The organism is Bradyrhizobium sp. BRP23 (assembly GCF_020194135.1).
Taxonomy (GTDB): Bacteria; Pseudomonadota; Alphaproteobacteria; order Rhizobiales; family Xanthobacteraceae; genus Bradyrhizobium; species Bradyrhizobium yuanmingense.
In genome coordinates this window covers 218,909-230,274 of record NZ_JADYVW010000007.1, presented here as the reverse complement: position 1 = coordinate 230,274, position 11,366 = coordinate 218,909, and the positions used below count along the sequence as shown (strand labels likewise).

The 11,366-nt window shown below is 60.9% G+C and carries 14 protein-coding genes and 1 pseudogene; 8 read left to right on the top strand and 7 right to left on the bottom strand.

Annotated features, from left to right (window positions below):
* Window positions 1-90: 90 nt before the first annotated feature.
* The 3 genes from I6F24_RS20945 to I6F24_RS20935 are packed head-to-tail and all read right to left on the bottom strand — an operon-like array spanning window position 91 to window position 1,706.
* Complete coding sequence (locus I6F24_RS20945) at window positions 91-816, bottom strand: SOS response-associated peptidase (protein WP_225128658.1); 726 nt, start codon at window positions 814-816, stop codon at window positions 91-93.
* Window positions 817-819: 3 nt separating this feature from the next.
* Window positions 820-1,269 carry a hypothetical protein gene (locus tag I6F24_RS20940; protein ID WP_225128797.1) on the bottom strand — a complete coding sequence of 150 codons (450 nt, stop codon included), beginning with the start codon at window positions 1,267-1,269 and terminating at the stop codon, window positions 820-822.
* A gap of 44 nt (window positions 1,270-1,313) precedes the next feature.
* Window positions 1,314-1,706, bottom strand: a complete 393-nt coding sequence (locus tag I6F24_RS20935; RefSeq protein WP_225128657.1) for a hypothetical protein — start codon at window positions 1,704-1,706, stop codon at window positions 1,314-1,316.
* Window positions 1,707-1,851: 145 nt separating this feature from the next.
* On the opposite strand from I6F24_RS20935, the gene I6F24_RS20930 reads away from it, so the two are divergent.
* The 4 genes from I6F24_RS20930 (at window position 1,852) to I6F24_RS20915 (ending at window position 5,020) form a co-directional block, all read left to right on the top strand.
* Window positions 1,852-2,784, top strand: a complete 933-nt coding sequence (locus tag I6F24_RS20930; protein WP_225128656.1) for a Ku protein — start codon at window positions 1,852-1,854, stop codon at window positions 2,782-2,784.
* Between the two features lie 442 nt (window positions 2,785-3,226).
* Window positions 3,227-3,427 carry a hypothetical protein gene (locus tag I6F24_RS20925; RefSeq protein WP_092220504.1) on the top strand — a complete coding sequence of 67 codons (201 nt, stop codon included), beginning with the start codon at window positions 3,227-3,229 and terminating at the stop codon, window positions 3,425-3,427.
* A 14-nt stretch (window positions 3,428-3,441) separates the two neighbouring features.
* Entirely contained in the window at window positions 3,442-3,858 is a 417-nt protein-coding gene (locus I6F24_RS20920; RefSeq protein WP_225128655.1) for a hypothetical protein, read from the top strand.
* A 337-nt stretch (window positions 3,859-4,195) separates the two neighbouring features.
* Entirely contained in the window at window positions 4,196-5,020 is an 825-nt protein-coding gene (locus I6F24_RS20915; RefSeq protein WP_225128654.1) for a ribonuclease HII, read from the top strand.
* 27 nt (window positions 5,021-5,047) lie between these two features.
* Here the strand turns inward: I6F24_RS20915 and ligD (I6F24_RS20910) are convergent, their stop codons facing one another.
* The gene (ligD, locus tag I6F24_RS20910) at window positions 5,048-5,995 is read right to left on the bottom strand and encodes a non-homologous end-joining DNA ligase (RefSeq protein ID WP_225128795.1); all 948 of its coding nucleotides are present in this window, start codon (window positions 5,993-5,995) and stop codon (window positions 5,048-5,050) included.
* Between the two features lie 142 nt (window positions 5,996-6,137).
* Between ligD (I6F24_RS20910) and I6F24_RS20905 the strand changes: the two are divergent.
* A pseudogene (locus tag I6F24_RS20905) lies at window positions 6,138-6,760 on the top strand (cell envelope biogenesis protein TolA).
* A 59-nt stretch (window positions 6,761-6,819) separates the two neighbouring features.
* Here I6F24_RS20905 and I6F24_RS20900 read toward each other — a convergent pair.
* Complete coding sequence (locus tag I6F24_RS20900) at window positions 6,820-6,987, bottom strand: hypothetical protein (protein ID WP_225128652.1); 168 nt, start codon at window positions 6,985-6,987, stop codon at window positions 6,820-6,822.
* Entirely contained in the window at window positions 6,987-7,907 is a 921-nt protein-coding gene (gene ligD / locus I6F24_RS20895; RefSeq protein WP_225128793.1) for a non-homologous end-joining DNA ligase, read from the bottom strand. Before ligD (I6F24_RS20895) ends, I6F24_RS20900 begins: the two co-directional genes overlap by 1 nt.
* A 105-nt stretch (window positions 7,908-8,012) precedes the next feature.
* On the opposite strand from ligD (I6F24_RS20895), the gene I6F24_RS20890 reads away from it, so the two are divergent.
* Entirely contained in the window at window positions 8,013-8,201 is a 189-nt protein-coding gene (locus tag I6F24_RS20890; protein WP_225128651.1) for a DUF3606 domain-containing protein, read from the top strand.
* A gap of 25 nt (window positions 8,202-8,226) precedes the next feature.
* Here the strand turns inward: I6F24_RS20890 and I6F24_RS20885 are convergent, their stop codons facing one another.
* Complete coding sequence (locus I6F24_RS20885) at window positions 8,227-8,505, bottom strand: hypothetical protein (protein WP_225128650.1); 279 nt, start codon at window positions 8,503-8,505, stop codon at window positions 8,227-8,229.
* A gap of 1,275 nt (window positions 8,506-9,780) precedes the next feature.
* On the opposite strand from I6F24_RS20885, the gene I6F24_RS20880 reads away from it, so the two are divergent.
* Both I6F24_RS20880 and I6F24_RS20875 read left to right on the top strand, forming a co-directional pair.
* Window positions 9,781-9,951, top strand: a complete 171-nt coding sequence (locus I6F24_RS20880; RefSeq protein WP_225128649.1) for a hypothetical protein — start codon at window positions 9,781-9,783, stop codon at window positions 9,949-9,951.
* 63 nt (window positions 9,952-10,014) lie between these two features.
* Window positions 10,015-11,349 carry an NtaA/DmoA family FMN-dependent monooxygenase gene (locus tag I6F24_RS20875; RefSeq protein WP_225128648.1) on the top strand — a complete coding sequence of 445 codons (1,335 nt, stop codon included), beginning with the start codon at window positions 10,015-10,017 and terminating at the stop codon, window positions 11,347-11,349.
* Window positions 11,350-11,366 lie beyond the last annotated feature (17 nt).

The following is an 11,366-nucleotide window of genomic DNA, read 5'->3' as shown; positions in this document are numbered from 1 at the left end:
AAAAATTGCAGGATATGTCAGTGTCGCGCGATCGTCTGATTCGCCAAGGATTGGACGGGGTCGCGGCCGTTTGGTCGTCGGCCTCGTCAGTCACGACGCCAAGCCGAGGGGGTCTTCTTTGAGGCCGCGGGCGACGATCCGAAGATTGCTGTCGGGAAGTGGCCGCTGTAGCTTCAGGGCCTCGTCCGGAGGAGCCGTCATCCAGGCCTCTACCTCGTCCGGCGTCGTTAGGATCACGGGCATCGCCTTCGGATGGATGGCGGCGACCTCGGTGTTTGGCTCCGTCGTGAGGAACGCGAAGAGGTCGTTGGTGGTCTCGCCTTCCTTGACCTTCCGGACTGACGTCCAGTTGGTCCAGATGCCGGCGAAGCAGGCGAGGGGACGGCTCTCATCGAGCGCGAACCAGATATCGCCGCCCTCGGCCTTGTTGAACTCGCTGAACGAGTTGAACGGCACCACGCAGCGGTTTTCGACGCCGAGCCAGCGAGTCCAGTGCTTGCTCGTCACGTTACGGATATTGGTCGTTCCACTGTCCGGCTCCATTCTGAGCAATTCCTTGAAATCCACTGCCTTGCCCTTGGCCTGCAGTTTCTCGACTCGCTTCTTCGTGGCGTCCATCAGCGCTTTTGACGACGACGGCATTCCCCACCGCGCAGTGGTGAGTTCGCGGCCCTCGGCCCCGTTACGCACGATCGGCGCCTTGTAGTCGGGAAAAACTCCCGGCATCGGCGCCAGATTACCAACGTAGCGGTTCACGACACGAAACAGCGCGCTGATCGCGGCTTGGTTGGTCGTGATCGAATAAAGATTACACATCGGTCAGGATTCGGTTCGAGGGTGGCGCGGCTGCCACGTCAACTGTAGCAGAGTCGCGGATGGACGCCGGCCCACCTTGGCGCATTTGCGGCAGCGCAGCCGGCTGGCGAGATCGTGCACGAAGGTGGTCGGCGGGTGCTTCATCGCCGCGAGGTCCACGTCGCTCGGCGTCTTGCAGCGCGCGCATCTGATCTCCAGCCAGGGGAAGCCTCCGTTCACGGCTTGATCGATGGTCGGCGACGGATCGATCGGTTCGCCGTCACTCCACATCCGCTCGTTCCAGCTTTCGCAAAGCAGCCTATCGGCTTGCTGGATCATCGCCTCGCCCTTGGCCCGCGTCTCCGCCGATTGGGTAGCCAGGATGTTGGCCATAGCGCGCGCCTTGCCGAGCTCTTTTGCCAGAGCCTTGCGATCGCCGCCCGACAGGGGCGTAGGGTGATACTTCGGGGCCATCCGGACATCCAGGCGCAAAGATCGGATCGGCAAATGCAGAGCGGCTACGGCGTCTCGAATGCTGGCCAGCACCCGTCTTCTTCATGCCTGCCGGTGCGCTGCTGGCAGGTGTTGTCGAGCAACCGCTGCGCGACGTCCTTCCAGAGCGCGTTGCCGCCATACAATCGCACTGCATCGACAGTCTGGATTTCCACGATTCGCTGGCAACGGCGGCAGGAGACGCGAAGTACGTGGCGCTCAAATTCGGAGAGACGTCGCTGCCGCATGTGGGCCTCGGTCGTGCCGGCGCGAGGGTCTTTGAGGACTGAGTCCCAGTATTCGGCCGGGAGCGGCGCATCTGGAGCCGCGACGGGGGGAATAGGCCTCCGCGCCGCGTCAGCTGCCAGTCTTTCCATCTGCTTTGGGGTCATGCGCCAGCTTGCGGGTCGGTCGGTCATTCCTCGATTAGGACATAAAGTGAACAAAAGTCGAGTCAGTCCAAGGGCCCAGGGAGAAAAATCGGCCTGTCGGACGGATCGGGATGTCGGAACCAAGGCAAGCCGTTCGTCTTGAATCCGGCATCAATAATGGAGTTCCCCCGCGATGGCCCCACGCGCCAACTGGAAAGGCTTCCTTCGTCTCTCCCTCGTCACTTGTCCGGTCGCGCTCTATCCAGCCACGTCGGAATCCGAAAAGGTCTCATTCAACCAGCTGAACCGAAAGACCGGCCATCGGATCAAGTACGCCAAGGTCGACGCCGACACCGGCGAGGAGGTCGACAACGAGGACATCGTCAAGGGCTACAAGGTTGATACCGATACCTTCATCGAGGTGACCAAGGAGGAGCTTGAGAACGTCGCGCTGGAATCGACGCGCACCATCGAGATCGACGAGTTCGTCGACCGCAGCGAGATCGATCCGCGCTATCTCATTCGCCCCTACTACCTGCGTCCTGACGGTAAAGTCGGGCACGATGCCTTCGCCGTCATTCGGGAAACCATCCGCGAGATGAACAAGGTCGCAATCGGCCGTGTGGTGCTGACCAATCGCGAGCATATCATCGCGCTCGAGCCGCTCGATAAGGGGCTGATGGGCACGCTGCTGCGCTATCCCTACGAAGTCCGTTCCGCGGATGAGTATTTCGATGACATTCAGGATGTCAAAGTTACCAAGGACATGCTTGATCTCGCGAAGCACATCGTCAATCAAAAGGCGGGCCATTTTGAGCCGGACAAGTTCGAAGACCAGTACGAAACCGCCCTCATCGATCTGATCAACCAGAAGCGCGCCGGCAAACCCATTAGAGCGAAAGAGCGTCCTCGAGGTGAGAACGTCGTGGACTTGATGGACGCGCTGCGCAAGAGCATCGGACGGGACGCGACGAGCCCGACAGAGGCTCCGAAGAAGAGGGCCAAGAAGCCGCGCAAGGCAGCGGCTGGGCAGAAGGAAATGCTGATGCCGATCACCGGCAAAAAAACGGCGAAGGAGGGCGCGGCCAAGAAGCCGGCTGCAAAGCCGCAGCGAAAGTCGGCCTAGACTATCGTGAAGCACCAGTCACGCCAGACGGTCACTCCTTCGTCATCCGCGCAGGCCCTGGCGGATGGTAAATCCCATCTCGACGAGGTCGCGTGAGACTATCGCGCTGACCGGCAGAAAGGCGACAGCCGCGAGGCCGAACCAACGGCGCATAGAGCCGTCGACCTCGCGATTTGCAATGAGAGGGGACACTTTGCGCGCTGCAGGCCGCGCCACTGCGGAAGTTTATCAAGTTGCGTGATTTGCGCTGGGGAGAGTGTTTGGGCAGCGTAGTCTTTCAGCCTAATCAGTTCGGTTTTGGGGGCTTCGGCCAGCGAGCCGATCCATTGGGGGCCGAGACGCAGCTATGGGTGCAGTGCACCGTCCGCAAAGTTTAACATGCTTGAATCCCCAAGCGGGCGAAACTGCGCTAGGATTAGATTTTCCCTTTAGGGGGCAGCTTATGTTCGACACGGCAACCACCGCGCTTTTGCGCGCGGTTCTCGATGAAGTCTGTGAAAGCGTCTCGCACCGCGAGATCGGGGCACGTACCCACGTCGCGTCGAAAATCCTAGAGGCTGCGACGAGAGGCGAGATCTCTCCCGAAGGTCTCAAACAGATTGGTCGCGACGCCCTCTCGCATGCGCCGACAATGTGGCGCTGATCGCGGGGGCCGGCGTGAACTTCCAGGTCACCGTCCTGAAGATTTTGGTAGCCTATCCGGACGGCTTTGCCGTGATGGAGGACCTCAAGAGGGATATGGCCATCCTGGCGACGAGTGGCCGCGACTGGGCGGACCGGACCAGGCGCCTCGCGGCCAGAGTGCCCGACCTCGACATCTTCTCACAAGGATTGGTCGAACGGATCAGCGGAGGATGGAAGATCACGTCCAAAGGACGGGCGTTGCTCGAATTGATGGAAGCGCGGCCAACGGCCCTGGAAAGGGCCGAGGCGCCTCCAGTTCTGGAGACGAGTGCGACCTCGCCGGCGCCTGTTCCTCCGCTGCGGCAGCCCGCCGATCGTGCCAAGCGACGGCGCGAAAGACGTGAACGTCGGCGCGAGGCGCGCGAACGGGCAAGAGCAAACGCCTCTTGAGGTAGCGACTGAGGGAAGAAAAATCCGCCAAATGGGAGCAGCGTTTGATAGTCCCGGACTGTCGATTTGCCTCCCCAGTCCCAAGCGTACCGCCGTTACCTTGTTTGCGGCCATGCCGGCCCCGATCTACTCGGGACGGCGACTGAGCACGGGTCCTTCTACCGAGCCGGCGAGCGACAATGTAGCGAGGAAATGAAGGCCGAACCCGCGCGGGAGAGCTGGCCGGGTTCCTTTTGAGAGGGCGTTGCGCGGTCGGTGAGGCGGTATAGCTACTTCAGACAATCGCCATAAAGTTCACTGACATGCTCCCCAACAGTCAATCTTCACGAAGGCCTTAATGTCCCAGTACTCACTCGATGTATTGCGTCAGCGCTATGTCGTCGAGAAAAGACCGCTCGAGGCCGGCGTCGAGCAGATCTTGCGGGCCGACACCCGCGCCGGAGCGCGTGCCATCCTGGCTTCAATCGATAAACGCCGCTTCGAAAATAGGTCGGAAGGGCAGCGCCTCCGCAAGATGCTCCGCTTCGAGACCTCTCTGTGGGAAACAGGCCATCACGCCGTGGCAGGCGTGGACGAGGCTGGAATGAGCCCTCTCGCCGGGCCGGTCTCTGCTGGCGCCGTGATCCTGAAACCGGGCACGCGGATAGTCGGAATCGACGACTCGAAAAAACTCGACGCCGCGGCTCGCGAAGAACTCGCGAAGGAGATCATGGAAAAGGCGGAGTGTTGGTCTGTGGCGTTCGTCGAGGTCGAGGAGATCGACGCGATCAACATCTATTGGGCGGGCATTCAGGCTATGCAGCGTGCGGTCCGGGGGCTGGGATTGACGCCGCAACACTTGCTGATCGATGCGAAACGGCTGAAGGAAATCGACATCCCTCAGCAGGCAATCATCAAAGGCGACGCCAAGTCCGCCAGCATCGCGGCCGCCTCCATCCTCGCGAAAGTCGAGCGCGATGCCGTCATGCGGACGCTCGACGTGCGACACCCCGGCTATGGCTTCGCGGATCACAAGGGCTACCCGGTGCCGGCTCATTATGAAGCGCTCGCCAGGCTTGGCGCATGCGCAGCTCACCGGCGGTCGTTCGGACCGGTACGTAAGGCTCTCGGGTTGCCGCCCTTGCCGCCATGGCCTTCGGCATCTGAGCGCGACGCCGGCTGAACAGGTCTACGCTTCGTCTCGGCGGCGCTATTTTCGCGGCCAGCTCTTTTCGCGTACGACGTCCTTCGCGTTTTTGTCGGACCGCAGCCCGAGATAGACCGGCTGGCGCAGCTCGCCGTTGCTGGTCCACTCCGCGAACTTCACTTCTGCGACCAACGCAGGACGCACCCAGGTCGTGACCTGCTCATCCTTCACCTTGGCAGGGAACGGTGACTTGGCGGTTTTGAGCTTCATGAGCTTGCCGTGAAGCTCTTCGAGAACTTGGTGGCTGAAGCCGGTGCCAACGTGGCCTATGTACCGCCATGCATCCCCTTCGCGTACCGCGAGGACGAGAGCGCCGAAGAAAGGCCGGGTTCGCCTCGGCGCCGTGAAGCCGGCGATCACGACCTCTTGCCGCTGCGCGGTCTTCACCTTCAGCCAGTCGGCGGTCCGGCGTCCGGACGTGTACGGGCTATCGGCGCGCTTGGCCATGATGCCTTCGAGATGTCTCCGCTCGGCATCTGCGAAGAACTTCGTTCCCTTGCCTTTGCGGTGGTTGCTGAACGCGACGAGCTTGTGGCGCGGAAGGATGGCCTTGAGCCGCTTCTTGCGCTCGAGGAGCGGCAGCGCACGCAGGTCCTCACCGTCTGCGAACATGAGGTCGAAGGCGCAATACAGGAGCTTCGCCTCATGGCGCAGCGCGTTTTGAAGCAACTGGAAATGCGAGACGCCGTCCTTTCCGATCGCGACGAGCTCCCCGTCGATCACGGCATCGCCCTTCACGCCCTCAAGTGCTTTGGCGACCTCGATATAGCTGCGGCTGATGATCTTGCCATTTCGGCTGTAGAGCGCAACCTTGCCTCGCCGGATTTCCGCGATCATCCGGAAGCCGTCATACTTGTCCTCGAAAACCCAGCCGGGATCGTCGAACGGCGCGTCGGTGAGCGTTGCGAGCATCGGCTGCAGGCGCTTGGGCAGGGTCGACGTCCGGCTCATTCGAGGCCAATCCTTAAGAGCACGTTGCGAAATGCATGGACGTCCTTCAAGGATTAGGGAACGCTTCGGGGCCGCGTCTTGTTCCGCAGGCTCCGTGGCATGCGTGACGTTGACGCTCGATTGAGGAGGGCGGACCGGACCGATGGCGAGAAAACTCAAAACCTACCAGACTTCTTTGGGCTTCTTCGATCTGGCGATCGCCGCCTTCCTCCTCCATGAAAGCGGCCCTCGAAGCCTGGGGCGCCGACAGCAATCTCTTCCACCAAGGCGCGGCGAAGGAAAGCGACGATCCGGACGTCATCGCTGCGGCCATGAAGAAGCCGGGCGTCGTTCTCAGGCGCCCGGTCGGATCCAACCGATCCTTCAGCGAGCAAGCTGAACTGCCCTCCGATCACGGCGGGGACAGAAGAACGACGAACGCCCCGCGCAAATCGAAGGGCCAAATTGCGAAGAAGCCTTCCTCACGTCCCGTCGACAAGACGGCCGAGCGGAAGGCTGCGCTTGCCTACGAACGGGAGGAGAGGCGCCAGGAGAGTGAACGGGCGAGGGAGGAGGCCGCCAGGCAGAGAGAACGTGAGCGCCGTCAGCAGGCGGTCGACAAGGCGCAGGCTGCGCTGGACAAGGCGGAGCAGGAGCACGCGAAGCGGGCTGCCGCCATCCAGGCCGAGGTTTGAGGCTCTCGCGAAGAGATCGCAAACCGAAGACGATCGCTGGAATAAGGAGAGGGAGCGATTGGAAGCTGCGCTGCGGCGCGCACGGAGTTAGTTTCTTGGCAGTTCTTGCTCGGCGGCACCGAGGGAAGGCAAAGGGTTGCCGTCAAGCGATCATCGTTCGGGGTCTGGTGAGCGCGCTGCGGCTCGGTTCACCGTGGTGCGTTCCGCTCGGTCCTCGGGAGCGAGCTCCATGACCGCTTGATGCAGCTCGGCCGGAATCGTCAGCGGACTTTCCGCGGGCTTGTTCGCCCACTGCCAGAAGCGGTCAAAGGCATCCATTACAGATCCTCCCGAAGCCCCCTAAAAAACGGGTGGCGAACCTTTCCCTCGGCCGACTTCGCGCGATACTCGATCTCGGCCAGAAGCTTGGGTTCGATCCAGATGCCCTTGTGACCAATGCGCTTGGTATAAGGCTGGGTCTTTCGGATGAGGGGTTTAAGCCGCTTCTGCAGATCGGCGGCCGAGACCTTGTCGAAGCCGTGGTCGACTTTGCCGGCATAGACCAGATCGTCGCCCCTGCGCCGGCCGACGTAGATTCCGTCCCACTTCGTCCCATCGAGTGCGAAGCCGGCAATCGTCAGCGTCTCACGCTGTACGCAGGTCTTTTTGACCCAATCATTCGTGCGTCCCGCCGGATAGGCGCTGCCCCGGACCTTCGAAACGACGCCTTCGAGGCCGAGCTTGCAGGCGTGCGCGAACATCTCGCGGCCATCTATCTCGAAGCTTTCGCTGAACTGGATGTCGGTGCCGCCTAGGATCTTCTTGAGTTCGGCTTTGCGCTGAAAGAGCGGTAGCTTCCGGATATCTCGGCCGTTCAGATAGAGCAGATCGAACGCGACGAGCACGATGCTCTTCGATTTGCCCTTGAGCTCGTTCTGCAGGACCGAGAAGTCAGTCGTGCCGTCGGCGGCCGGTACCACGATCTCGCCGTCCACCACCGCCGAGTTCGCCTTGATCCGCCAGGCGTCATGAGCGACCTTCTTGAAGCGATGCGTCCAATCGTGGCCGCGCCGGGTGAAGATCTTCGCCGTCTCGTTGGCCAGATGGACCTGAACACGGTAGCCGTCGAACTTGATTTCGTGAATCCAGCGCTCTCCGGACGGCACCTTCTCGATCGAGGTGGCCAAGGCCGGGTCGATGAAGCCGGGGAAGGGCGTTTTGACGCCGATAGCCGCCGGCTTTTTACGCTGAAACGCCACTGAAGAACTCCACGCTACAGGCGATTCAAATTGGCACAGTTCGAATCGTTCCGGAACCGGCGAATCCTTGTTGCGCTGCCTCGACGCCACGAACAGGAGGTATCCATGGCGGCAGCGAAAAAGTCGAAGACGTCCCGCGGACGCAAGCAGGACCGGGCACGGGTGGCCGGCGGGCAGGACTACGAAGTGCGGTACGAGGCGAAGAAGACAGGTAAGTCGGCGCCGGCGGTGAAGAAGGCTGTCAAAAAGGTCGGCAATACGCGGAAGCGCGTGGAAAGGCGGCTAGGCCGCTGAGTAGGAGACGGATTGGCATCGGTGCTTAGCGTCGGTCCTCCTCGTCAGGGGGGCATTCTGGGCAGGTATCACCAATCGAGTCCAGCAGGTCGCGAACCGCGGCCTCCGCTGCGTCACGGGATACGTCTGCTGGCGGGTCCTGATGGGCGATATCGAAGGCGCGCTCTCGTGCATGCGGATCGGCGCGGTCCTGCATCCAACCGTGCTCCTCGCACTCGCGGATGGCGCCGGCTTCGTTCAGCACGTTGATCGCCCAACCGCGCAGGGTGCGGATCGCCGGCCGTCTCTGCTTGGTCATCAGCATTGAAAGGTTCTCCCACGCTGAGACGAATCGTTTAGTCCCGCAGACGTTCCCCATCGCTAACACACGACTGGGATTCGAGATCGTGGGATCTCGTGGTTTTTCGAAGGCGGAATATTCAGCTTGGCGAGGTGCTAGGGTGGGCAAGAACGAACTAGAGAAACCGTTTTCCGACACTTCAGACGTCCGAGCTCAGTTAGTTGCTCCTTGTCGTTTTGCGCGTGCGGCTGTCGCCCGCACCGGGCTCTCGTGAACCGAGCCGCGCAGCGTCTCGGCCATGCGGCTTCGATCCCTTGCGCACGACCAGATCACGCCCTCGCGGGGCAGAAACGAAAAACCAGACCTTTATGCAGCAGCCACCTGCACAAAGGTCCGGCCTTATCTCAGCTTGCCGCGATACCAAACGGCTGCAAAGGACGCTTCATATCCTTTGGGAGGTCTCGCTTCTCATCCGGGTTTCGACCCGGAGGCGGCAATAGATCAGTCCGATATGACTACTTCTTTTTCTTTGAAGTCTTCTTTGCCACCTTCTTGGTAGCTGCCTTCGCGGTCTTCTTTGCCTTCTTTGCTTTCTTGGCCATGTCGTCCTCTGTAAGAATTGGCTCTCAGTGAACATGCCCACACCGTGCATAGACATGCGCACGAGTGAGACGATACCACAAAAGCAAAATTGATACCAAGGAGACGCAAATCCGCATTGAGCCGCTCGCCGGAGGCACTCGCTCTCGGGTCCCGCCGTCATCGCATTCCGGCGTCGCTATCACTGCCCCGAGCTCGGGTCCTTTTTAACCGGTCTCGCGACTGCACTTGGTCCCGCGTGCCGCCTTCGGCGTCGTTATGCTCACGCTCCTGCGGGTACCAATTCTCTTAAGGCGATGCGCCTCCGGCGCACCGCCCAAACGTGAACGAGCAAGGTCGATCGATACGGGACAGCCGATCAGTGATCCCTTTCAACTCTTTGCCCCGATGATGGCTCGGCTTGTGGCCACGGCTGGAAACTTCAGAGCACGACGCGCCATCATCTTGCCAGGCGAGGGCGAGCAGCAATTCTGAACGGCGTCAGTCCTGAAACATCAGAACGCGTAAGCCTGATTGCGACACGATCGCGCCCTTCTGTTCCGGGAGCCATCCGCCTGAGATACAATCGTTTTGCGCAGGGTACAGATGACGCTCTTGTCGCTAACGCCTCGATAAATTTGCAGCGCATGTGTGTATGTGGCTCTGAGTTGGTCGCCGATATCGCTCCATCGATGTGACTGCAAACCAGAAAGATGGGGTTTGTCAGTCGCGGAGTTTATCGTTCCGCGCCGTGATGCATTTCCAACAAAAATCAATTATCCGGCGGCACGAATTGAAACAGGCATTCTTATTTTTCCTGCGTGGTTGACGCTGGTCGGCTCCTCAACAATGTTGAAGCGCCATGACGCGCTCATGGCTACCGAAGATTGAGAAGAGTGCGATGACGTTTTTGAGCTTCCGGCTTACCACTACCCGTGGCGGATATATCGCGTGATGACGTCGCCGCTTGGACGTGAGCTTCACCTTGGCCTGAACCTGCATGGCGCTGGGGGACATGCAGCAGCGTGGCGGTGGCCCGGAAATCCTCCTGGGGCATTCTACGATATTGAGCATTACGTGCGAGCCGCAAAGCTCGCCGAGCGTGGAAAGGTCGACGCGGTCTTCCTCGCCGACACGCCAGCGCTCAATCCGGCAATCGACAAAAGCCCACCCCTCAATGGCATCGAGCCGACGATTACGCTTGCCAGCATCGCACGAGAAACAAGATTTGTCGGTCTGATCGGCTCGGCATCCACCACGTACAACGAGCCTTATAACCTCGCGCGCCGATTCCAGTCGCTTGACGTTGTCAGTGGCGGCCGCGCGGCCTGGAACGCAGTTACGACATCCAATGTCTATACGACGAGGAGCTTCGGCGGCCACGAGCAATCCCGTGATGACCGTTATCGCCGCGCTGAAGAATTCGTGGAGGCCGTGCGAACCCTTTGGCATAGCTGGGGAGAAGGCGCCCTTATTCTGGACCAAGCGTCCGGGCGGTTTGGTGATCCGAGCAGGCTGCGGACGACGAGGCATGCCGGCGAGTTCTTCGACATCAGCGGGCCCCTGACACATCCGGGCTCAAGGCAGGGGCAGCCGGTTATTTTCCAGGCCGGCGGATCGGATCAAGGGCTTCAGTTCGCGGCCCGAAGCGCCGATGCCGTGTTCTCATCGACAGGCAATTTGGAAATCGCCTTGCGGGAGGCCGATCGCCTCAGGTCGTTTGCTTCTCAACATGGACGAAGGGCGCCCCTCGTCCTGCCGGGCGTCGTCACGTTCGTCGGCGGAACGGAAAAGGAAGCGATCACGCGCAAGGCGGAACTTGATGACCTTCTCAACTTCGACGTTGCCGTTGATGGGCTGGCCAGTCGTTTCGGTATTCCTGCCGAAAGGCTGAAGATCGACGAACCAATCGACCTCAATTGGCTGCCGCGACATGCGGACGCGGCTTTTTCCATCGGCCAGTATCGCACTGTGGAAGCGCTCGTGCGCTCCGGCAAAACAGTCCGCCAGATCATCGTCGAGGCGCCTGCTTACGGTCACCGGGTGCTGGTTGGATCGCCGGAGCAGATTGCCGCTTCCTTCGAAGAGTGGTTCCGGGCTGGCGCAGTGGACGGGTTCAACGTCATACCGGATGTTCTATCCGACGGCACTGCTGCGTTCGTCGATCATGTCGTGCCCGTTCTCCGGCGGCGCGGCTTGTTCCGCTCGGATTATCGAGGCGAAACGCTGCGCGAGCACCTCGGCATTCCACTGCAGGGCGAGCCCACCGACCAGGTCTCCGCCGCCTGAGTGCTTCTCCTTTATCG